The organism is Rhodococcus coprophilus NBRC 100603, from assembly GCF_001895045.1.
GTDB lineage: Bacteria > Actinomycetota > Actinomycetes > Mycobacteriales > Mycobacteriaceae > Rhodococcus > Rhodococcus coprophilus.
In genome coordinates this window covers 498,935-520,329 of the sequence record NZ_BDAM01000001.1, presented here as the reverse complement: position 1 = coordinate 520,329, position 21,395 = coordinate 498,935, and the positions used below count along the sequence as shown (strand labels likewise).

At 67.7% G+C, this 21,395-nt stretch carries 21 protein-coding genes; 17 read left to right on the top strand and 4 right to left on the bottom strand.

Translation table 11 applies throughout. The features are described 5' to 3' along the window. Positions 1-6: 6 nt before the first annotated feature. The 5 genes from pgsA to pdxS all read left to right on the top strand — a co-directional run bounded on the left by pgsA (position 7) and on the right by pdxS (position 4,803). On the top strand, positions 7-672 hold the full coding sequence (gene pgsA / locus RDCOP1_RS02345) for a phosphatidylinositol phosphate synthase (protein ID WP_072698446.1): 666 nt from the start codon (positions 7-9) through the stop codon (positions 670-672). After that, complete coding sequence (locus RDCOP1_RS02340; RefSeq protein WP_072698445.1) at positions 669-1,571, top strand: phosphatidylinositol mannoside acyltransferase; 903 nt, start codon at positions 669-671, stop codon at positions 1,569-1,571. Before pgsA ends, RDCOP1_RS02340 begins: the two co-directional genes overlap by 4 nt. Beyond that, complete coding sequence (locus RDCOP1_RS02335) at positions 1,572-2,699, top strand: glycosyltransferase family 4 protein (protein ID WP_072698444.1); 1,128 nt, start codon at positions 1,572-1,574, stop codon at positions 2,697-2,699. Beyond that, complete coding sequence (locus tag RDCOP1_RS02330) at positions 2,696-3,760, top strand: NUDIX hydrolase (RefSeq protein WP_072698443.1); 1,065 nt, start codon at positions 2,696-2,698, stop codon at positions 3,758-3,760. The genes RDCOP1_RS02335 and RDCOP1_RS02330 overlap by 4 nt, the downstream gene beginning before the upstream one ends. A 113-nt stretch (positions 3,761-3,873) precedes the next feature. Next, positions 3,874-4,803: a pyridoxal 5'-phosphate synthase lyase subunit PdxS gene (gene pdxS / locus RDCOP1_RS02325; RefSeq protein ID WP_072698442.1), complete on the top strand. Its 930-nt coding sequence runs from the start codon at positions 3,874-3,876 to the stop codon at positions 4,801-4,803. Between the two features lie 51 nt (positions 4,804-4,854). On the opposite strand, the gene RDCOP1_RS02320 is transcribed toward pdxS, so the two are convergent. From RDCOP1_RS02320 to RDCOP1_RS02310, 3 genes are all read right to left on the bottom strand, one after another. Continuing rightward, a complete protein-coding gene (locus RDCOP1_RS02320; protein WP_072698441.1) occupies positions 4,855-5,058 on the bottom strand; it encodes a hypothetical protein in 204 nt (67 codons plus the stop codon). 64 nt (positions 5,059-5,122) lie between these two features. Further along, positions 5,123-6,343: a SpoIIE family protein phosphatase gene (locus RDCOP1_RS02315; RefSeq protein WP_072698847.1), complete on the bottom strand. Its 1,221-nt coding sequence runs from the start codon at positions 6,341-6,343 to the stop codon at positions 5,123-5,125. A 71-nt stretch (positions 6,344-6,414) separates the two neighbouring features. Then, a complete protein-coding gene (locus RDCOP1_RS02310; protein WP_072698440.1) occupies positions 6,415-7,236 on the bottom strand; it encodes an alpha/beta fold hydrolase in 822 nt (273 codons plus the stop codon). A gap of 141 nt (positions 7,237-7,377) precedes the next feature. Between RDCOP1_RS02310 and RDCOP1_RS02305 the strand changes: the two genes are divergently transcribed. The 12 genes from RDCOP1_RS02305 (at position 7,378) to RDCOP1_RS02250 (ending at position 20,418) form a co-directional block, all read left to right on the top strand. Then, positions 7,378-8,196, top strand: a complete 819-nt coding sequence (locus RDCOP1_RS02305; protein ID WP_072698439.1) for an acyl-CoA thioesterase — start codon at positions 7,378-7,380, stop codon at positions 8,194-8,196. Between the two features lie 28 nt (positions 8,197-8,224). Beyond that, the gene (pdxT, locus tag RDCOP1_RS02300; protein WP_072698438.1) at positions 8,225-8,845 is read left to right on the top strand and encodes a pyridoxal 5'-phosphate synthase glutaminase subunit PdxT; all 621 of its coding nucleotides are present in this window, start codon (positions 8,225-8,227) and stop codon (positions 8,843-8,845) included. Between the two features lie 62 nt (positions 8,846-8,907). Continuing rightward, a complete protein-coding gene (locus RDCOP1_RS02295) occupies positions 8,908-9,660 on the top strand; it encodes a YebC/PmpR family DNA-binding transcriptional regulator (RefSeq protein ID WP_072698437.1) in 753 nt (250 codons plus the stop codon). Positions 9,661-9,762: 102 nt separating this feature from the next. Beyond that, positions 9,763-10,341: a crossover junction endodeoxyribonuclease RuvC gene (gene ruvC / locus RDCOP1_RS02290; protein ID WP_072698436.1), complete on the top strand. Its 579-nt coding sequence runs from the start codon at positions 9,763-9,765 to the stop codon at positions 10,339-10,341. Next, positions 10,338-10,937 carry a Holliday junction branch migration protein RuvA gene (gene ruvA / locus RDCOP1_RS02285; RefSeq protein WP_072698435.1) on the top strand — a complete coding sequence of 200 codons (600 nt, stop codon included), beginning with the start codon at positions 10,338-10,340 and terminating at the stop codon, positions 10,935-10,937. The genes ruvC and ruvA overlap by 4 nt, the downstream gene beginning before the upstream one ends. Continuing rightward, on the top strand, positions 10,934-12,076 hold the full coding sequence (ruvB, locus tag RDCOP1_RS02280; protein WP_072698434.1) for a Holliday junction branch migration DNA helicase RuvB: 1,143 nt from the start codon (positions 10,934-10,936) through the stop codon (positions 12,074-12,076). The genes ruvA and ruvB overlap by 4 nt, the downstream gene beginning before the upstream one ends. Before the next feature lie 141 nt (positions 12,077-12,217). Further along, positions 12,218-12,553: a preprotein translocase subunit YajC gene (gene yajC / locus RDCOP1_RS02275; RefSeq protein WP_072698433.1), complete on the top strand. Its 336-nt coding sequence runs from the start codon at positions 12,218-12,220 to the stop codon at positions 12,551-12,553. Positions 12,554-12,684: 131 nt separating this feature from the next. Beyond that, a complete protein-coding gene (secD, locus tag RDCOP1_RS02270) occupies positions 12,685-14,508 on the top strand; it encodes a protein translocase subunit SecD (RefSeq protein WP_072698432.1) in 1,824 nt (607 codons plus the stop codon). Between the two features lie 2 nt (positions 14,509-14,510). Then, positions 14,511-15,701: a protein translocase subunit SecF gene (secF, locus tag RDCOP1_RS02265; RefSeq protein ID WP_072698846.1), complete on the top strand. Its 1,191-nt coding sequence runs from the start codon at positions 14,511-14,513 to the stop codon at positions 15,699-15,701. A 1-nt stretch (position 15,702) separates the two neighbouring features. Then, on the top strand, positions 15,703-17,457 hold the full coding sequence (locus tag RDCOP1_RS02260; protein WP_072698431.1) for an ABC transporter substrate-binding protein: 1,755 nt from the start codon (positions 15,703-15,705) through the stop codon (positions 17,455-17,457). Continuing rightward, positions 17,454-18,011, top strand: coding sequence for an adenine phosphoribosyltransferase (locus RDCOP1_RS02255; RefSeq protein WP_072698430.1), 558 nt, complete (start codon positions 17,454-17,456; stop codon positions 18,009-18,011). The genes RDCOP1_RS02260 and RDCOP1_RS02255 overlap by 4 nt, the downstream gene beginning before the upstream one ends. A 100-nt stretch (positions 18,012-18,111) precedes the next feature. Then, positions 18,112-20,418: a RelA/SpoT family protein gene (locus RDCOP1_RS02250; protein WP_072698429.1), complete on the top strand. Its 2,307-nt coding sequence runs from the start codon at positions 18,112-18,114 to the stop codon at positions 20,416-20,418. 37 nt (positions 20,419-20,455) lie between these two features. On the opposite strand, the gene RDCOP1_RS02245 is transcribed toward RDCOP1_RS02250, so the two are convergent. Then, entirely contained in the window at positions 20,456-21,268 is an 813-nt protein-coding gene (locus tag RDCOP1_RS02245) for a peptidylprolyl isomerase (protein ID WP_231922952.1), read from the bottom strand. Positions 21,269-21,395 lie beyond the last annotated feature (127 nt).

Below are 21,395 nucleotides of genomic sequence, written 5' to 3'. Positions count from 1 at the left end.
CGAGCAATGCTGAGCTTCTTCGGGCGTGCGTCGGTGTCGAAGGCCACCGCGCCGCTCGGCAAGGCGTTGATCCGAACCGGGCTGACGCCCGACGCCGTCACCGTCATCGGTACGGTCGCGACGATCGTCGCGGCGGTCACCCTCTTCCCGATCGGCCAGTTGTTCTGGGGTGCGCTGGCAATCACGATCTTCGTCATGTTCGACATGCTCGACGGGGCGATGGCACGCGCACGCGGCGGCGGAACGCGGTTCGGAGCGGTCCTCGACGCGACCTGCGATCGTGTCGCAGACGGTGCGATCTTCGCAGGTCTGGCGTGGTGGGCGGTCTATCACGAGGAAAGCCGTCCGCTGTTCGTCGCGACGTTGATCTGCCTCGTGTGCTCGCAGGTGATCTCGTACGCGAAGGCCAGAGCGGAGGCGAGCGGTCTGTCGGCGGACGGCGGTCTGATCGAACGCCCCGACCGCCTCGTCATCGTCCTCGTCGGCGCAGGTTTCACCGGTCTGGGTCTGGACTGGGCGATCCACATCGCGATGTGGCTGCTCGCGGTGGGCTCGGTGATCACGGTCTTCCAGCGTGTTCTCGCGGTGCGCAACTCGCCCAGCGCACGCGAACTGCTGCCGATCGTTCCCGCCGGCCCCACCGACAAGACCGACGACGAGGACGACCGGTGAGCCTCGCCGATCGCGGCTCGGACCTCGGATATGCAGCGGGCTGGCGCGTCGTGCGCGCACTCCCGGAGCGCTTCGCCCGGCGGTTGTTCGACACCGGTGCCGATTACTTCGCGCGGCGCAACGGGGGACCACAACAGTTGCGGCGCAATCTGGCCAGGGTGCTCGGCACGACTCCGGAGCAGGTGCCGGACGAACTGGTCCGCGCGTCGCTGAGGTCCTACGCCCGTTACTGGCGCGAAGCGTTCCGGTTGCCGTCGATGGATCTGGACGCGACGGCAGCCTCGATCGACCACGCCATCGAAGGGCGCGAACATCTCGACGCCGCTCTCGGGTCGGGCCGCGGCGCGATTCTGGCCCTGCCGCACAGCGGCAACTGGGATCTCGCCGGCGTGTGGTGCGTGCGGCACACCGGCAGCCTGGCGACAGTCGCGGAGCGCCTGCGCCCGGAAGCCCTGTACAAGCGATTCGTCGAGTACCGCGAAGGTCTGGGCTTCGAAATCTTTCCGCTCACCGGCGGGGAAACCCCGCCGTTCGTCGAACTCGCCGAACGGTTGCGAGAGAACAAGGTGGTCTGCTTGCTCGGCGAACGTGATCTGGCCAGGAAAGGCGTCCCGGTCACCTTCTTCGGCGAACCGACACGGATGCCTGCCGGGCCTGCGAAGTTGGCCCTCGACACGGGCGCGGCGCTGCTACCCGTCCATTGCTGGTTCACCGAAGACGGATGGGGATTCCGAGTGCATCCGGAGATCGACGTGACGGGAGGCGTGGAGGACGCGACCCAGGCTCTGGCCGACCGGTTCGCCGCCGACATCGCCGAACACCCGGCAGACTGGCACATGCTGCAGCCGTTGTGGCTCGACGACTTGTCCGAGGCTCGCCGCGCCCGAATGGAGGCGTAAGTGAAAATCGGAATGGTCTGCCCGTACTCGTTCGACGTACCCGGAGGCGTGCAGGCGCACGTCGCCGACCTCGCAGAGGTGCTCATCGCGCGGGGCCACGATGTGAGCGTCCTTGCGCCGGCATCCGAAGACACCGTGCTGCCGGACTTCGTGACCTCCGCGGGTCGTGCAGTGGGAATCCCGTACAACGGATCGGTGGCACGCCTGAGCTTCGGTCCCGTCTCCTACACGCGGGTGCGGCGCTGGATCAACGAGAACAACTTCGACGTGCTGCATATCCACGAGCCCAACGCGCCGAGTCTGTCCATGCTCGCCCTCAAGATCGCCGAGGGGCCGATCGTCGCGACGTTCCACACGTCCACGACCAAGTCGCTGGCGCTGAGCGCGTTCCAGGGCGTTCTGCAGCCCTACCTCGAGAAGATCACCGGCCGCATCGCCGTCTCCGAACTGGCACGCCGCTGGCAGGTCAATTCGCTCGGTGCTGACGCCGTCGAGATCCCGAACGGTGTGGACGTCCCGTTCTTCCGGCACACCCCGCCGCTGCCCGGCTATCCGCGAGCGGGTCGAACCGTCCTGTTCCTCGGCAGATACGACGAACCCCGCAAGGGGATGGAAGTACTGCTCGGAGCACTTCCCACGCTCGTCGCGCGTTATCCCGACATCGAGATCCTGGTCGTGGGCCGCGGCGACGAGGACAAACTGCGCAAGGAAGCCGGGGCGCATGCGCGCCACCTGAGACTCCTCGGGCAGGTCGACGACGACGAGAAGGCCGCCGCGATGCGCGCCGCCGACGTGTACTGCGCCCCGAACCTGGGCGGAGAGAGTTTCGGGATCGTTCTCGTGGAGGCGCTCGCGGCCGGAACTGCCGTCGTGGCATCGGAACTGGACGCATTCCGTCGTGTGCTGCGCGACGGCCGGGCCGGTGTGCTCGTCCCCGTCGGCGACTCGCACTCGCTCGCACGCGGAATCCTCGAGGTCCTCGACGACGACGCGCGTCGTGACGCGCTGGTGGAGGCGGGGACGGAGATCGTCGGCTGTTACGACTGGCCGGTCGTCGCCGAGCAGATCCTGCGCGTGTACGAAACGGTCACCGTGGGCGCCGGACGGGTACGCGAGGTGCGCTCATGACCCTCAGCGCTCTGACGATCCTCGTCCTCGCCCTCGTAGCGGCACTCGTGATCACTGTGGGGTTCTGGGCGTACTCCGTCGCGAACCGGCTCGACCGGCTCCATGTGCGCTCCGACCTGTCGTGGCTCGCGCTGGATGCGGCTCTCGCACGCCGCGCGGTGGTGGCGAGGAGTATCGCCGCGTCGATCTCGGCGACGGAGGGGCGGAATCTCGCGCATCTCGCCGATGCCGCCGAACGCGCGGATCGCACCCACCGCGAAGACGCTGAGAACGCGTTGTCGGCTGCACTCGCCAAGGTCGACACCGATCGGTTGCGGTCCCCGCTCGTCGCCGAACTCGCCGACGCCGAAGCGCGCGTGCTCATCGCTCGCCGTTTCCACAACGACGCGGTTCGCGACACGTTGGCCTTGCGGACCCGTCGCACCGTGCAGTGGCTGCACCTCGGAGGCACGGCGCCGCTGCCCACCTATTTCGAAATCGCCGAGCGCGCAGGTACATCCGTCCCGGTCTCCGCTACCCCCACCGCGACGGGGACGCCCACGCAGAACTCACCCTCGCCGGTTCCCGACCGCATGCGTACGTCGGCGCGGGTGGTCCTGCTCGACGACGCGGGACGGGTGCTGTTGCTGCGCGGACACGATCCCGCGACGCCCGATTCGCACTTCTGGTTCACGGTGGGCGGCGCTGTGGAACCAGGAGAAAGCTTGCTGGACGCAGCGATTCGTGAGGTCACCGAGGAAACCGGACTCCACGTCGAACCGGAGCAGGTGTTCGGCCCCATGTGGCGGCGCGTCGCGGTGTTCCCGTTCAACGGGGAGGTACTCCACTCCGAGGAACTGTTCTTCGCCGTGCAGGTCCCCGCGTTCGAGCCCGGCGCGGACGGTTTCACCGAACTCGAGCGCCGAATGCACCTGGAACACCGCTGGTTCGATCCGTCCGGTGTGCGCGAACTCGTGCAGTCGGGCGAGTCGGTGTATCCCCAGGACCTGCCTCGATTGCTCGACGAGGCACGTGCGGTCGCCGCTCGCCATCGCGCACCGGAGGTCCGCGCGATCCGCTGACGCCGAGCAGGGGTACAGCAAGGCCAGCCTCCCTCGACTGGCTATGGGCGGTGGTGGTGCCCGTCCATAGACTCGCCGTATCGCGCCGGCCGCTTCCGTGCCGCAGCGTGTCTATGCCGACCTCTTCGAGGAGTCCCGCAGTGAGCACCCCAGAATCCACGTCCGTCACCGGCACCTCCCGCGTCAAGCGCGGCATGGCCGAGATGCTCAAGGGCGGGGTGATCATGGACGTCGTAACCCCCGAGCAGGCCAAGATCGCCGAGGACGCCGGAGCCGTCGCGGTCATGGCTCTCGAGCGGGTGCCGGCGGACATCCGCGCGCAGGGAGGCGTCTCCCGCATGAGCGACCCCGACATGATCGACGGGATCATCGAGGCCGTCTCCATCCCGGTGATGGCCAAGGCGCGAATCGGTCATTTCGTGGAGGCACAGATCCTGCAGTCGCTCGGCGTCGACTACATCGACGAGTCGGAGGTGCTCACCCCGGCCGACTACGCGCACCACATCGACAAGTTCGCGTTCACGGTGCCCTTCGTGTGTGGTGCCACCGACCTCGGCGAGGCTTTGCGTCGGATCAACGAGGGCGCCGCGATGATCCGCTCCAAGGGCGAGGCCGGAACGGGTGACGTCTCGAACGCGACCACCCACATGCGGCGCATCCGCCAGGACATCCGCCGGCTGGGTTCACTGCCCGAGGACGAACTCTTCGTCGCGGCAAAGGAACTGCAGGCTCCTTACGACCTCGTCGTCGAGGTTGCGAAGGCAGGAAAGCTGCCGGTCACCTTGTTCACCGCCGGCGGCATCGCCACTCCCGCCGACGCGGCAATGATGATGCAACTCGGCGCGGAGGGTGTCTTCGTCGGTTCCGGCATCTTCAAGTCCGGGAACCCCGCGCAGCGCGCGGCAGCGATCGTCAAGGCCACCACGTTCCACGACGACCCCGATGTGCTGGCGAAGGTGTCCCGCGGACTCGGTGAGGCGATGGTGGGTATCAACGTCGACGAGATCCCGGAGCCTCACCGGCTCGCGGAACGCGGCTGGTGATCGCGTCCGCCGCACCGTCCGGACGTACACGAGTCCGGCGGCGCGGCGGCGTCATCCGGAGTAGTCCCGCAGGGTGAACACGAACCCCACGGCGACCACGGCGACGGCGGCGATGTAGACGACGATCCGGAGCCAGACCGGGCCGTAGAAACTCACCGCGATCGCGGCCGCGAGTGCCGCGATGATCATCAGGACGCCGTAGAGTGGCGTCCGCTGCGGATCGTCCCCGCGGTGCTTATGCCCCTTATCGGCCATGGGAAGCATTCTGCTCGCTCCGCACGGGCGTCGGCAGCAGAACCGGTCGACCGGTCCACTTTGTCTAGGTCGCTGCGGACCTAGGGCGCGGGGCATGGATCGCCATCGCCGCGACGTCGTCCTGGACGCCCGGCCCGAGTTCGCCGAGGAGCTCGCGCATCGCGGCGACGGCGTGGCCGGCGGTCGCCGGCGCGCCCCTTCGGAGGGAAGCGAGGAGCGACTCTTCGCCGAACCTGTCACGAACGGTGTCGGGGACCCGCGCCTCGGTCAGTCCGTCGGTGTAGAACAGCAGCGTGTCCCCGGGGTCCAGCCGGACCTGCGCGGTGACGAATCGCGGATCGTCGAGCAGTCCGACCGGGTGTCCTCCAGCGGTGGGCAGATAATCGGCAGTGCCGCCGGCTCGCATCAGCACGGCCGGTGGGTGTCCACCCGTCGCGAGCGAGACGACGAAGCTCCCCGTCTGCGCAGCGGGGGCGATCGTGCCGAACACTATGGTGCAGAACGGCGCTCGAGTTTCACCGTCGTGAGTTCCGAGCCTCCGTTCCTGCAGGAACGCGGTGTTGAGGGTGGTGAGGACCGTGACCGGGTCGGGATCGTGTACCGCCGCAGCGCGGAGCGTGTACCGGACCATCGATGTCGCCACCGCCGCTCGCGCGCCTTTGCCGCACACGTCACCCAGATACAGACCCCACGAATCGGCGCCCAGCGGGAACAGATCGTAGAAATCGCCACCGACCTCGTCCGGTGACGCGATGTGGTAGTGAGCGGCCACGTCGAGGCCCGCCACCTCCGGCAGTGCGGGCGGCAGCAAGGTGGTCTGCAACACCGCGGTGATGCGCTGGAGTCGTTCGCGCTCCTTGTCGGCTTCGCGCCTCGCCCGCAGCAACTCCACTTCGTACGCGCGCCGCTCCCGGGCGTCGAACAGCGTCGTCCGGACGAGGACAGGCCTCCCGGACGAATCCCTCTCGAGGTTCGAGGTCACCAGAACGGGAAGTCTCGACCCGCTCGCCGTCTTCAGTTCCAGTGCGATGCCGCCGATTTCACCGTGGAGCAGAAGCAGGGGAGCGAAATGGGTCTCGTGGTAGATCCGTCCGCCCACCGAGAGCAGGTCGGAGAAGTAGCGCCGTCCCACAAGGTCCTCACGCGGGTAACCGAGCCAGCCCAGGAGCGTCGTGTTGATCTTCACGATCCGCCCGTCGGGAAGGGTCGTCATGTATCCGCAGGGAGCGTTCTCGTACAGGCTCTCGGCGCTTTCGGCGAAAGTCTCCTCGAGCGTCGCGGGCAGGGGATCCTCGCTCGGTCGACCCTCCTGCGGGTCGCGCCGGGCGAGTGGGTCGTCGGGCTCGGGTGGGGTCGTCATCCGACACGCGAAGCGAAGCCGGCGATCGCGGCTGCCGTCTCGTCCGGGGCGCTGAGCTGGGGGCAGTGGCCTGTCGCGTCGAGAGTCACGAGTTCGCTGCCGGGGATGTGATCGTGGACGAACGCCCCCACTTCGCGTGGTGCGATGGCGTCGCGCGAACACTGCGCGACGAGCGTCGGCACCGTGACAGCAGCCAGATCGTCGCGATTGTCGGACAGGAAGGTGACTCGGGCGAAGACGCGGGCGATATCGGGGTCGGTCCGGCAGAAGAGGTCGGCGAGTTCGTCACCGAGTACGGGGCGATCGGGATTGCCCATGATCACCGGAGCCATCTCGCCCGACCAGCCCAGATAGTTCGCTTCCAGCGCCTCGAGGAGTTCGTCGATGTCCTCGGCGCTGAACCCACCGCGGTACCCCGTCGCCGGGTCGTCGATGAAACACGGTGACGGTACGAGCAGGACCAGGCCGGCAAAGAGGTCGGGTTCTCGTGCCGCAGCCAGCACCCCCATCGTGGCACTGACCGAATGGCCCACGAAGACAACGGGTCCGAGATCCAGCGCGCGAACCACTTCGAGTACGTCCTCGGCGTAACTGTCCAGGGTCGAGTAGCGCGACGCGCTCCACGCGGACGTGTCCGAGCGGCCTGATCCGACGTGGTCGAACCGCACCACCGTGAAGTCCCGTTCCAGGGTCGGGACCACGAGGCGCCACAGGCTCTGATCGCACCCGAAACCGTGGGCCAGCACGACGACCGGGGCGCTTCGGCGTCCAGTCACGGTGACGTGATTCCTGCTCAGTGCGCGCACGTCGTTACCCATGTCCTCCCCTCCCTCGCTGAGAGACTGCCACAGATCGCGTCTTCGCGGAGTGCGCGTTTGCCCGGTCGGGGGAGGTTGACCTGCAGGGTCCCTCCGGCCCCCGGCTAGCCTTCAACGGTACGGAGCAGAGAAGGGGCCCACATGGCGAAGATCGAAGACATCCTGGCACTGGAACGGATCGAGAACGACATCTTCCGGGGTATCGCCACCGAGACGTTGCTGCAGCGGACTTTCGGAGGCCAGGTGGCGGGCCAGTCGCTCGTGTCGGCCGTGCGCACCGTCGATCCCGCCTTCGGTGTCCATTCTCTGCACGGTTACTTCCTGCGGCCGGGAAACCCCGAGAAGAGCATCGTCTACCAGGTCGAGCGCATGCGTGACGGGCGCTCGTTCGCCACGCGGCGGGTCACCGCGATCCAGGACGGCAAGGCGATCTTCACCATGTCGGCGTCGTTCCACATCGAGGATCACGGCATCGAGCATCAGGATGTGATGCCCGCGGTGCCGATGCCCGACGAGTTGACCGACGCGATGGATTCACCCGACCCCGAATACCGATGGGTGCACCGGGAATGGGCGGAATGGGAGTTCCGGTTCGTACCGCAGGATCGCATCGTGCGCCGCGACGGCTCGGCCGCCCAGCAGCAGTTGTGGTTCCGGTCGCGTCTTCCGCTCCCGGACGACCCGGTCCTGCACGTCTGCACGCTCGCGTACATGAGCGACATGACGTTGCTCGGTTCGTCGATGGTCATCCATCGCGACGAGCAGATCCAGGGCGCCTCGCTCGACCACGCCATGTGGTTCCTGCGACCGTTCCGCGCCGACGACTGGCTGCTCTACGACCAGACGTCCCCGGCGGCCGGATTCGGGCGGGCGCTGACCCAGGGCAGAATCTTCGACAGCCGTGGGCAATTCGTCGCCGCGGTGGTGCAGGAGGGCCTCAGCCGCACCCCCCGGCCTTAGGCGCTCCCAGGAGAGGGGACACGACCACATGATCACGACGCCGACCATCGGGGTACTCGCTCTGCAAGGCGACGTGCGGGAGCATCGCGCGGCACTCGAATCCGCAGGTGCACGCACGATCGCGCTGCGGCGGGAGAACGAACTCGAGACCGTCGACGCGGTGGTGATCCCGGGCGGGGAGTCGACGACGATGAGCCGCTTGCTGCGCGTGTTCGACCTGCTCGACCCGCTGCGATCCCGGCTGGCGGAGGGCATGCCGGCGTACGGTTCGTGCGCCGGGATGATCCTGCTCGCCTCCGAGGTTCTCGACACCCGGCCGGACGCCGAGCACCTCGGCGCACTCGACATCACCGTGCGCCGCAACGCCTTCGGACGACAGGTCGATTCCTTCGAGGAGGACCTCGACATGACGGGCATCGAAGGCGGGCCGGTGCGGGCCGTGTTCATCCGCGCGCCGTGGGTGGAGCGAACGGGGCCGGGAGTCGAAGTCCTCGCCACGGTGCCCACCGGACGCGCTGCCGGGCGCGCCGTGGCGGTACGTCAGGGCGCGGTGTTCGCCACGTCGTTCCACCCGGAGGTCGGTGGTGATCTGCGGGTGCACCGGCTCTTCGTCGACGCTGTGCGCGTACACGCGCGATCCGGCAGGTAGAATCGACCCTCCGAACAGTCGGAGCGATCCGACGTCACCTCGCCGGAAGGGGCTCCAAGCGAATGAGCGGCCACTCCAAATGGGCCACCACCAAGCACAAGAAGGCGGTCATCGACGCCAAGCGCGGGAAGATGTTCGCCAAACTCATCAAGAACATCGAGGTGGCAGCCCGGACGGGTGGTGGTGACCCCGCCGGAAATCCGACGCTGTTCGACGCCATCCAGAAGGCGAAGAAGAGCTCGGTCCCCAACGACAACATCGAGCGCGCCCGTAAGCGTGGCGGCGGCGAAGAAGCCGGCGGCGCCGACTGGCAGACCATCATGTACGAGGGCTACGGCCCCAACGGTGTCGCGGTGCTCATCGAGTGCTTGACCGACAACCGGAACCGCGCCGCGGGCGAGGTCCGCACCGCCATGACCCGCAACGGCGGGAACATGGCCGACCCCGGCTCGGTGGCGTACCTGTTCACCCGTAAGGGCGTCGTCGTGCTCGACAAGACCGGTCGTTCGGAGGACGAGATCCTCGAGATCGTTCTCGAAGCCGGCGCCGAGGAGATCAACGACCTGGGCGACCAGTTCGAGGTCGTCTCCGAGGCCGGTGACCTCATCGCGGTGCGGACGGCACTGGTGGACGCGGGCGTCGACTACGACTCGGCCGACCCGGATTTCCGCGCGTCCGTCGAGGTGCCCGTCGACGCCGAGGGCGCCCGCAAGGTGTTCAAGCTCGTCGACGCGCTCGAAGACTGCGACGACGTGCAGAACGTCTACACCAACGTCGACGTCTCCGACGAGGTACTCGCAGAACTCGAGGACTGACCCCGTGCGTCCGCCGGCCGATCGCGTGTCGGACCGGCGGACGGCGGAGGCGTTCCGATACGCTATCGAACAACTGTTCGTAGTGCGTGAGGGGTATGACGGGTGCGTGTGATGGGTGTCGACCCGGGCCTGACGAGATGCGGCTTCGGGATCGTGGACACAGGCCGGGGCCGCGAGGTCACCGCGGTTGCCGTCGACGTGATCCGGACCCCCACCGATCTCGACCTGGCTACACGCCTCCTGCAGATCTCCGATGCCGCCGAGAGCTGGCTGGACCGGTATCTGCCTGAGGTCGTCGCCGTCGAACGAGTCTTCTCCCAGAACAACGTGCGTACCGCGATGGGCACGGCGCAGGCCGGGGGAGTGGTCGCACTGTCGGCCGCACGGCGCGGGATTCCCGTCATGTTCCACACACCCAGCCAGGTGAAGTCGGCGGTCACCGGCAACGGCGGAGCCGACAAGAAACAGGTGACCGCCATGGTCACCCGCATTCTCGGGCTGACGCAGGCACCGAAACCCGCCGACGCGGCCGATGCTCTCGCCCTGGCGATCTGCCATTGCTGGCGGGCCCCGATGATGGCTCGCATGGCCGCGGCGGAAGCAGCCGCGGCGGAACAGAAACGACGTTACGAGGCACGGTTGCGGGAGCAGACCGCAGCCCGGAAGGCAGGAACACGGTGATCTCCTCCGTCCGCGGCGAGGTCCTCGACATCGCACTCGACCATGTGGTCATCGAATCCGCGGGGCTGGGTTATCGCGTCAACGCGACGCCGGCGACCCTCGCGACCATGCGACGAGGTGAGCACGCGCGACTGATGACCTCGATGATCGTGCGCGAAGACTCGATGACACTCTTCGGATTCGCCGATCCCGATGCGCGCGACCTGTTCGGGCTCCTGCTCACCGTGTCGGGCGTCGGCCCGCGGCTGGCGATGGCGACCCTTGCGGTCCTCGAACCCGACGCGCTGCGCGCCGCGCTTGCAGACGGGAACACCGCCGCGCTCACCCGGGTTCCGGGTATCGGCAAGCGCGGCGCCGAGCGGATGATCGTCGAACTCCGCGACAAGGTCGACGCCTTCGGAGGCAGCGGCGCAGCGCCGTCGACCACGGTCTCGGCGTCGCCGATGCGGGAGCAGGTCGTCGAGGCGCTCGTCGGCCTCGGTTTCCCGCTCAAGCAGGCAGAACAGTCCACCGACACGGTGCTGACCGACACTCCGGACGCCGATACGTCGACCGCGTTGCGGGCAGCGCTGTCGCTGCTGGGTAAGTCCCGATGATCGGCGACGACCTCTCCGAGGACGGGCTCTCCGGAGACGACGCTGCGTACGACGATCCGCACGACTCTCCCGTCACCGCGGCGTTCACCGCACCCGACGGGGACATCGAAGCGAGCCTGCGCCCCAAGAGCCTCGACGACTTCATCGGGCAGCCCAGAGTGCGCGAACAACTCCAGCTCGTATTGCGGGGTGCCACCATGCGTGGCGGGACACCCGACCACATCCTGCTGTCGGGACCACCGGGGCTCGGCAAGACGTCCATGGCGATGATCATCGCCGCCGAGCTGGGTTCGTCGCTGCGGCTGACGTCCGGGCCGGCGCTCGAGCGTGCGGGCGACCTCGCGGCCATGTTGTCGAATCTCGTCGAGGGTGACGTCCTGTTCATCGACGAGATCCACCGGATCGCCCGCCCCGCCGAGGAGATGCTGTATCTCGCGATGGAGGATTTCCGGGTCGACGTCGTGGTGGGGAAGGGGCCGGGAGCCACCTCCATTCCGCTCGAGGTCGCTCCGTTCACCCTCGTCGGAGCGACCACCCGGTCCGGTGCCCTCACCGGGCCACTCCGCGACCGGTTCGGATTCACCGCACATATGGACTTCTACGAGCCCGCCGAGTTGCAGCTGATCCTGCGCCGGTCGGCCGCGATCCTCGGTATCGACCTGCACGACGACGCGAGCGCCGAGATCGCCGGTCGCTCGCGCGGCACACCGCGTATCGCCAACCGTCTGCTGCGCCGGGTGCGTGACTACGCCGAGGTCCGCGCCGACGGCGTCGTGACGCGCGACATCGCCATGGCGGCGCTCGAGGTGTACGACGTCGATCCCATCGGCCTGGATCGTCTCGACCGGGCGGTGCTCGGTGCGCTGGTGCGCAGCTTCGGCGGCGGGCCGGTGGGCGTTTCGACCTTGGCCGTGGCCGTCGGCGAGGAGCCGGGAACGGTCGAGGAGGTCTGCGAACCGTTCCTCGTACGTGCCGGAATGATCGCCCGCACACCCCGTGGGCGGGTCGCGACCGCGGCGGCCTGGCTTCAGCTCGGACTGACGCCGCCACCCGAGGCGGCTACCGGAGGTATCGAGGTGCGCGCACGGGAGCCGCAGCTCGATCGATCAGGTGAGCATCCGGGGCCACCCGGGGTCTAGTGCCCGGCCGCGTGGTCGTAGGGTCTGCGGCGAGGTAATGGCACACTGGTCTATTGCATCGGTCCGTGGAGGCCGATTCCGACGTCGAGCCGGCCGCGCTGCCGCCACGACACTGGCTACAACCGAGGACTGACTTCAACGATGGAACTGCTATTCCCGCTCCTGATTCTCGCTCTGCTCGTCCCGACCTTCCTGGGCGTGCGGCGTCAGAAGAAGGAAATGGCCAAGGTAGCGGAGCTCCAGGACTCCCTGAGCATCGGCGACCGCGTGATGACGACCGCAGGGCTGCACGCCACGGTGGTGTCGCTCGCGGACGACACCGTCGAACTCGAGATCGCACCGGGAGTGGTGACCACCTGGTCACGCCTGGTCGTTCGTGAGCGCGTCGTGCCTACCGCCGAGAACCCGGTCGACGACAGCGGCCGGATCTCGCTCGGTAAGGACGACCAGACCGACGGGCGCCCCACCGAGCACTGACGCCTACGCGCGCGGCGCACCGAGAACTTGTCGGCGCCGATGCGGCTGCGTGGCCGCCGCGTGCCCGCAGCACGTCTGTGAGAGTTGCCTTCACCGATTCCACTCACTCGTATCGAGGAGACTGACACACCGTGGCACCTTCCAATGGATCGGTGCATCCCGCGCGTTCGCTCGCCCTATTCGGGGTGATCCTGGTAGCGCTGTATGCATTGGTCTTCTTCACCGGGGACAAGTCGCCGACTCCCAAACTCGGCATCGATCTGCAGGGCGGCACGCGGGTGACGCTCACCGCGCGCACCCCGGACGGCAGCAGCCCGAGCTCGGACAGCTTGCGGCAGGCCCAGCAGATCATCGAGACCCGTGTGAACGGCCTCGGTGTATCGGGTTCGGAGGTGGTCGTCGACGGCGACAACCTGGTGATCACGGTGCCCGGTGACGACAGCGCGCAGGCGAAGACTCTCGGACAGACCGCGCGGCTCTACATCCGCCCGGTGCTCGGGGGACCGATCGCGAGCTCGAACACGGCGGCGCAGCAGCCCACCGGGCAGGACAACCCCGCCGAGGGCGCCCCCACTCCGGAATCGGAGACGGACGCACCTGCCGAAGTTCCGCCCGCCGACGGCGAGCAGGCACCCGCCACGGACGGCGCGGAGCCGCAGGGCCGGCCGTTCCCGGCGCAGGAGCCGACCGATGCGCCCGCCGAACCGGGCGAGTCCCCGGCCACCGAGGCGCCTGCCGAGTCTCCCGCTACCGAGTCTCCAGCTACCGAAGCGCCCGCCGAGACACCCGCCACCGAGGCCCCGGCCGAGTCTTCGTCGCCCGAGGCGGTTCCCGGTAGCGTGCAGGCAGAGGCAGCCGACCAGATCGCCGCGGCCAAGGCCTCCCGTCAGAGCACCGACCCTGCTGTCCAGCAGGAGGCGGCTATCGCCCTCGACTGCTCTGCGGCCGATCCACTTGCGGGCAACGACGATCCGGCCTTGCCGCTCGTGGCCTGCTCGACGGACGACACCTCCGTCTACCTGCTCGGCCCCAGCATCATCGACGGCCAGCAGATCACCGACGCCACCTCGGGATTCAACTCCCAGCAGTCGCGCTACGAGGTCAGCTTGACCTTCGACAGCGAGGGCAGCAACACGTGGGCGCAGTTCACCGCAGCCAACATCGGTAAGCAGGCCGCTTTCACACTCGACTCGCAGGTGGTCAGCGCGCCGGTCATCCAGGGTGCAACCCCCGCGGGCAGCGCCACGTCGATCACCGGCAACTTCACCAACACGCAGGCGAGCGAACTCGCGAACACGCTCAAGTACGGTTCGCTGCCGCTGTCGTTCGTCGCGTCCGAAGCAGAGACCGTGTCGGCCACTCTCGGATTCGCGTCGCTGGAAGCCGGTCTGATCGCCGGTGCCGTCGGCCTCGTCCTGGTGTTCCTGTTCTGCCTGGCGTACTACCGGATGCTCGGTGTCCTCACCGCGTTGTCGCTCGTCCTGTCCGGTCTCGCGGTCTACGCCGTGATGGTGCTCCTCGGCCGGTACATAGGCTTCACACTCGACCTTGCGGGGATCGCCGGCCTGATCATCGGTATCGGCATGACCGCGGACTCGTTCGTCGTCTTCTTCGAGCGCATCAAGGACGAGATCCGGGAGGGCCGGAGCTTCCGCTCCGCAGTCCCGCGCGGTTGGGCACGCGCCCGTCGCACAATCCTGTCCGGTAACGCGGTCAGCTTCATCGCGGCCGCCGTCCTGTACGTCCTCGCGGTCGGTCAGGTACGCGGATTCGCATTCACCCTCGGCCTGACCACGATCCTGGACGTGGTGGTGGTCTTCCTCGTGACCTGGCCGCTCGTCCATCTGGCATCGAGATCGAAGTTCTGGTCCAAGCCGAGCGTGAACGGTCTGGGAGCAATTCAGCAGGTGGCGCACGAGCGCCAGGTCGCTGCGACAGCGGCGAAGGAGGCGTGATCATGACCGGGACGACGACAGCGGAACAACCCACGAAGCGGCGCGGAACACTCGCGGGGCTCTACACGGGCACCGGCGCGTTCGAGATCGTGGGACAGCGCAAACGCTGGTACATCGTGACCGCGGTGATCGTGCTGCTCGCGTTGCTGAGCATGCTCGTGCGCGGCTTCACGTGGGGTATCGATTTCGAAGGCGGCACCCGCATCCAGATGCCGGCTGTCGCCGATGTGAGCACCGCGGACGTCGAGACGGTATTCAGCGACACCCTCGGCTTCGAGCCGGAGGCGGTTCAGACCGTCGGCGCCGGCTCGGGAGCCACGTTCCAGATCCGGTCCGAGGCGCTCGACCAGGGTCAGGTCGCAGCCGTGCAGTCCGCGCTGTTCGAGGAGTTCCAGCCGGCAGGCAGCGACGGCCAGCCCTCCATCAACTCGATCAGTGTCGCCGACGTGAGCGAGACGTGGGGCAGCCAGATCACCGAAAAGGCGCTCATCGCGCTGGTGGTGTTCCTGGTGATCGTCAGTGTCTACATCGCGGTGCGCTACGAACGTGACATGGCGATCGCCGCGATTGCCGCGTTGTTCTTCGACATCATCGTCACCGCGGGGGTGTATTCGCTCGTCGGATTCGAGGTCACGCCGGCGACGGTCATCGGGCTGCTGACCATCCTCGGTTTCTCCCTTTACGACACCGTGGTCGTGTTCGACAAGGTGGAGGAGAACACCCGCGGCATCCTGCACCTGCACCGGCGGACCTATGGCGAGCAGGCGAACCTCGCCGTCAACCAGACGCTGATGCGTTCGATCAACACCACCGTCATCTCGGTGCTGCCCGTCATCGCTCTGATGGTGGTTGCGGTGTGGCTCCTCGGTGTCGGCACGCTCAAGGATCTGGCTCTGGTCCAGCTCGTCGGCATCGTTGTCGGCGCATTCTCGTCGATCTTCTTCGCCACCCCGCTCCTCGTTACCCTGAAGGAATGGCGCGGACCGATCGCGAAGCACACCCGCAAGGTGCTGGCCAAGCGCGAAGAGGCAGCGGCGCGTGTCGCGTCCGCCGGAAGCGGTCAGGTTCCCCAGACCGCACCGGCTCCGGCTGCCACTGTCGTGGATCCGTCGGCCGCCCGCTACACGCCCGTCCAGCGGGCCCCCAGGCCGGGGGCCCGGCCGACCGGAAAGCGCGCCAAGAGAAAGTCCTGATATGCCGGTGACCGAGTGGATTCAGCGAACGCACACCTCCCGCCGGGAGGGTCGGCCGCGACGCGCGGTCGTCGGGATCACGCTCGCGGTGGTCGCCGCGGCGACAATCTCGTGCGGCACCGAGGAAGAGCGCGTGCACTCGATCGGTTACGCCATCGACAACACGGTGACGAGCTACAACGCCAACACTGTCGACGGCGCTGCGTCGGGAGCCCGGCAGGCCTTCACGAGGGTGCTGCCGGGCTTCGGATACGTCGCCCCGTCGGGCGATGTCGTGTCGGACACCGACATCGGCACCGCCACCGCCGTGCCCGGAGATCCGTTCACGGTGCAGTACCGGCTCTCACCCGACTCCGTGTACTCGGATGGCGTGCCGATGTCGTGCGACGATCTGGTGCTCACGTGGGCGGCCGGAAGCGGCCGGTTCACCGCGCCCGACGAATCCGGCGCGCCGGTCAACGTCTTCGACTCCTCGCTGCGCGGTGGGTACGCCGACATCGACCGGGTCGACTGCCAGCCCGGGTCGAAGGAAGCCACGGTCGTGTTCAAAGGCGGTCGCGGCGACACGGACTGGAACACGCTGTTCGGCGCGACCGAACTGATGCCGGCGCATGTCGCGTCGCGGCAAGCCGGTGTCGGCGACCTCGTCGGCGCGATCAACGGCAACAACCTCGACGAGGTCCGCCGTATCGCCGACTTCTGGAACAGCGGATGGTCGCTCACCCCCGGCGAGTTCGATCCGGCGTTGTTCCCGTCCGCCGGCCCGTACCGCATCGAGTCCTACAGCACGGACGGCGGACTCGTCCTGGTCGTGAACGAACGGTGGTGGGGCAACGCTCCCGGCACCGACCGGATCGTCGTCTGGCCGCGAGGAACCGAGATGGCGGCCGCGGTGGACGGTGGGCAGATCCACGTCGTGGACGTCGGCGCCGGATCGATGAGCGACGCGCACCAGGTGGTCGGCGCGGTCGAGTCGGCCACCGTGGTCTCCCGCAACCTCGAACAGATCGTGTTCGCAACCCGTGGGGTGTTCGAAAACCCGGCGGCGCGACGCGCTTTCGCGCTCTGCGTTCCGCGCACCCAGTTGTTCGACGAACTCGGAGCATCGGGAGAGGGTTCGGGTTTCGCGACCGGACCGGTTTCCTCACGTCTGCTGCCGACCGATTCACCGCTGTACCCGCAGACGGCGGGACCAGCCGAGCGCTATCTGCAGCCGGATCTCGAGGCGGCACGCGGTGAACGTACCGCGTCCGGGCAGGAACGCATGGAGGTACGCATCGGCTACCTCGGTCCCGACGACAGGCGAGCCCGCACCGTCGAACTGATCGCCGCGTCGTGCCGCGAGGCGGGGATCGACGTCGTCGACGCCGGATCGGATTCGTTCGTCCCGTCCAAGCTGGGAACCGATGTCGACGCGGTGCTCGCGGGCACGGCCGCGGCGGCGGGTTCCGGAGGAACAGCCGAAATGGATCTCGCGCGCGCCGCGCTGCACTCGGGCACCGGCAGCAACATCGGTGGGTTCGCCAACGGACGGATCGACGAAATTCTCGACGCACTGCTCGTGGCGGGTGACCAGCAGGCGGTCGCCGGTCTCGTCGGTGACGGCGAGAGAATCCTGTGGGAAGAGATGCCGACCCTGCCGCTCTTCGTGCAGCCCCGGTCGATCGGCTTCGCGTCCGGACTGGCGGCCGGAGTTGCGAACCCCACCACCGCGGGTTCGGGCTGGAACATGGACCGGTGGATACTTACAGAATGAACGTTACCCGGACCGCTTCCTCCGATCTGATCCACCAGGCCGCTGCCGCCGTCACCGCGAACACGCGGTGGGTCGACGATTTCCCGACCCCGGGTGTCCGATTCGCCGATCTCACGCCGGTGTTCGCCGATGGTCCGGCGTTCTCCTCGATCATCACCGCACTGTCGTCGGTCGCGCCCGACGCGGAACTCGTCGCCGGAATCGACGCGCGCGGATTCCTGCTGGGCGGCGGCATCGCCCGCGACCTCGGCGTCGGCGTGCTCGCGGTGCGCAAAGCGGGCAAGCTTCCCCCGCCGGTGCAGACCTGCGAATACACCCTCGAGTACGGCACGGCCGCCATCGAGATTCCGGGTGACTCGAAGATTCTGCACGGGCGCCGGGTACTGATCGTCGACGACGTGCTCGCCACCGGGGGCACTCTCGGCGCGACGGTCGAACTTCTCGAGCGGGCGGGCGCCGACATCGTCGGTGTGACCGTGGTGACCGAGATCGAGGCGCTCGGCGGGCGGGCGCGGCTCGCTGACTACCCACTGACGTCGCTCGTCCGGATCTGAGTACTAGAGTTGCGACAGGTACCGGTGGACCGGCCGTGGCCCTGATGTGCGGACAGACGCTGTCCGGGCATCCGGCGTACGGCCGAGATTGGAGGGTGGCATGACCCAGAATCTGGATCGGTCCCAAGGCTCCGGACCGGCGCCGACCCCGGCGTCGACGTCCGCGTCGCGGCGTGTCCGCGCCCGGCTGGCCCGGCGCATCACCGGGCAGCGGGGCACCACCTTGAAGCCGGTCCTCGAACCGCTCGTCACCATCCACCGCGAGCTGTATCCGAAAGCCGACCTGTCGCAGCTTCAGCACGCCTACGACGTGGCGGAAGAACGCCACGCGAACCAGAAGCGCAAGTCCGGCGACCCGTACATCACCCACCCGCTCGCGGTGTCGACGATTCTCGCCGAGTTGGGTATGGACACCACCACACTCGTGGCGGCACTGCTTCACGACACCGTCGAAGACACCGGTTACGCCCTCGAAGACCTCACCGCAGACTTCGGCGAGGAGGTCGCACATCTCGTCGACGGTGTGACCAAGCTGGACAAAGTGGTGCTCGGTAACGCTGCCGAGGGCGAGACCATCCGCAAGATGATCATCGCGATGGCCCGCGATCCCCGGGTGCTCGTGATCAAGGTCGCCGACCGGCTGCACAACATGCGCACCATGCGGTTCCTGCCGCCCGAGAAGCAGGCGCGCAAGGCGCGGGAGACCCTCGAGGTCATCGCGCCCCTCGCGCACCGGCTCGGGATGGCGACGGTCAAATGGGAACTCGAAGATCTCTCCTTCGCGATTCTGCACCCCAAGAAGTACGAGGAGATCGTCCGGCTCGTCGCCACCCGGGCACCCTCGCGCGACACGTATCTGGCGAAGGTCCGGGCGGAGATCAACCAGACCCTCTCCGCGTCGCGCATCGATGCTGTGGTGGAGGGCCGTCCCAAGCACTACTGGTCGATCTACCAGAAGATGATCGTGAAGGGCCGCGACTTCGACGACATCCACGACCTGGTGGGCGTGCGCATCCTGTGCGACGAGATTCGTGACTGTTACGCCGCGGTCGGTGTGGTCCATTCGCTGTGGCAGCCCATGGCCGGCCGGTTCAAGGACTACATCGCCCAGCCGCGCTACGGGGTGTACCAGTCGCTCCACACCACGGTGATCGGCCCGGAGGGCAAACCGCTCGAGGTGCAGATCCGCACCCACGAAATGCACCGGACCGCAGAGTTCGGCATCGCCGCCCACTGGCGCTACAAGGAGACCAAGGGACGCCACTCGGGCGATGTCGGTGAACTCGACGACATGGCGTGGATGCGGCAACTCCTCGACTGGCAGCGGGAAGCCGCAGACCCGGGAGAGTTCCTCGAGTCGTTGCGTTACGACCTCGCCGTCAAGGAGATCTTCGTCTTCACGCCGAAGGGCGACGTCATCACCCTGCCGTCGGGATCCACACCGGTGGACTTCGCGTACGCCGTCCACACCGAAGTGGGACACCGGTGTATCGGTGCACGTGTCAACGGCCGTCTCGTGGCACTCGAGCGGAAACTCGAGAACGGCGAAGTCGTCGAGGTGTTCACGTCGAAGGATCCGAACGCGGGCCCGAGCCGCGACTGGCAGTCGTTCGTGGTGTCGCCGCGGGCGAAGGCGAAGATCCGGCAGTGGTTCGCGAAGGAACGGCGCGAAGAGGCACTCGAGTCCGGCAAGGACGCGATCGGGAAGGAAGTCCGGCGCGTCGGATTGCCGCTGCAGCGGTTGATGAACGCGGATCTGATGCTCGGCGTGGCGCGAGAACTGAAGTACTCCGACGTGACGGCCCTGTACACCGCCGTAGGTGAACACCATGTCTCGGCTCACCACGTCGTCCAGCGTCTCGTTGCGCTGCTCGGCGGCGTCGGTGGGGTGGAGGAGGAGCTGGCCGAACGGGCCACCCCGTCGACCATCCCGACCCGGTCGCGGCAGAGCGGCGATTCCGGTGTGCTGGTGCCCGGCGCACCTGGCACCGTCTCCAAGCTCGCGAAGTGCTGTACGCCGGTGCCGGGCGACGAGATCATGGGATTCGTGACCCGCACCGGCGCGGTGAGCGTGCACCGCACCGACTGCACCAATGCCGGTTCACTGCGTGAGCAGGCGGAGCGGATCATCGATGTCGAGTGGGCGCCGTCGCCGTCGTCGGTGTTCCTGGTCGCGATCCAGATCGAGGCCCTCGACCGGCACCGGCTGTTGTCGGATGTGACGAAGGCTCTCGCCGACGAGAAGGTCAACATCCTGTCGGCATCCGTAACGACCACCGGTGACCGAGTTGCCGTGAGCCGGTTCACCTTCGAGATGGGCGATCCCAAGCACCTCGGCCACGTGCTGAACGTGGTGCGCAACGTCGAGGGTGTCTACGACGTGTACCGGGTCACCTCCGCGGCCTGACCGGCGTGACGCCGTCGGTGTTCCCGGTCACGACCGGTCATCGCACCGCCGTGATGGTCACGGGCGTGATCGGTGCGCCGCCGCCGAGTGGGTTGGTGCCGTCGTTGCCGGCGGCGGCCGCTGCGTCGAGTACCGGCAGTCCGGCGTCGGCGACGCGCCCGAAGACGGAATAGTCCGGACGCAGGAGTGAGTCGCCGAGCAGCAGGAAGAACTGGCTCCCGTTGCTGTTCGCGACACCCGCGTTGGCCATCGCGACCGTGCCCCGCGGGTAGACGACCGCGAGGGGACGGTAAGGCTCCCCGTCGTACGACCTGACCGGATACTCGTCCTCGAACGTGTATCCGGGTCCGCCCGTGCCCGTTCCGGACGGGTCACCGCATTGGTAGAGGTGGCTGCCGGGGTCGTTGGACAGGCGATGGCACGAAGTCCCCGTGTAGAACCCTCGTTCGGCGAGGCTCACGAAGTTGTTGACGGTGCACGGCGCCAGCGCGCGATCGAGAACGAGTGGAACCGGCCCGGCCGAGGTGTCCAGCACCAGATTCACCACGCCGGACGTGGAGGCAGTCGACGGTGGCGGTGTGACCCCGCTGGGCTCCCGTTCGGAGAAGGTGCAGGCGACCGTCGACGCTACGGCTGGGGGAACCGCCGGAAGCGGGGGAAAGACGGACATATCACCCGGGGGCGCTCCCCGCGCACTCGACTCCTCGGCGGCGAGAGAAGGGGCAGTCCTGCCCGAGCTGTCCGTGCCCGTGTCAGCGCTGCATGCGCCTGCCAGAACCGGAACTGCGGCAACGCATGCCGCCAGAACGAGGCGGATCAGGTACGGACGCACGGGAGTGTCGAGGGTCACAAGTCGGGGAGCGTAGCTTACGCGGTCACGAACCGGTAGAGGACAGGTGTCGTCTCGACGGACGACAGACAAGTTGCGATGAGTCGGCGTTGTGCGTCCGGTCTGTACGGGAGACACGCCGCGACGT

Coding starts and splice junctions, on each gene's coding strand:
- pdxS (WP_072698442.1), top strand. CDS start 3,874: ATGCCGACCTCTTCGAGGAGTCCCGCAGTGAGCACCCCAGAATCCACG.
- pgsA (WP_072698446.1), top strand. CDS start 7: ATGCTGAGCTTCTTCGGGCGTGCGTCGGTGTCGAAGGCCACCGCGCCG.
- secF (WP_072698846.1), top strand. CDS start 14,511: ATGACCGGGACGACGACAGCGGAACAACCCACGAAGCGGCGCGGAACA.
- yajC (WP_072698433.1), top strand. CDS start 12,218: ATGGAACTGCTATTCCCGCTCCTGATTCTCGCTCTGCTCGTCCCGACC.
- RDCOP1_RS02250 (WP_072698429.1), top strand. CDS start 18,112: ATGACCCAGAATCTGGATCGGTCCCAAGGCTCCGGACCGGCGCCGACC.
- pdxT (WP_072698438.1), top strand. CDS start 8,225: ATGATCACGACGCCGACCATCGGGGTACTCGCTCTGCAAGGCGACGTG.
- RDCOP1_RS02255 (WP_072698430.1), top strand. CDS start 17,454: ATGAACGTTACCCGGACCGCTTCCTCCGATCTGATCCACCAGGCCGCT.
- RDCOP1_RS02295 (WP_072698437.1), top strand. CDS start 8,908: ATGAGCGGCCACTCCAAATGGGCCACCACCAAGCACAAGAAGGCGGTC.
- RDCOP1_RS02330 (WP_072698443.1), top strand. CDS start 2,696: ATGACCCTCAGCGCTCTGACGATCCTCGTCCTCGCCCTCGTAGCGGCA.
- RDCOP1_RS02310 (WP_072698440.1), bottom strand. CDS start 7,236: ATGGGTAACGACGTGCGCGCACTGAGCAGGAATCACGTCACCGTGACT.
- ruvB (WP_072698434.1), top strand. CDS start 10,934: ATGATCGGCGACGACCTCTCCGAGGACGGGCTCTCCGGAGACGACGCT.
- RDCOP1_RS02320 (WP_072698441.1), bottom strand. CDS start 5,058: ATGGCCGATAAGGGGCATAAGCACCGCGGGGACGATCCGCAGCGGACG.
- RDCOP1_RS02260 (WP_072698431.1), top strand. CDS start 15,703: ATGCCGGTGACCGAGTGGATTCAGCGAACGCACACCTCCCGCCGGGAG.
- RDCOP1_RS02305 (WP_072698439.1), top strand. CDS start 7,378: ATGGCGAAGATCGAAGACATCCTGGCACTGGAACGGATCGAGAACGAC.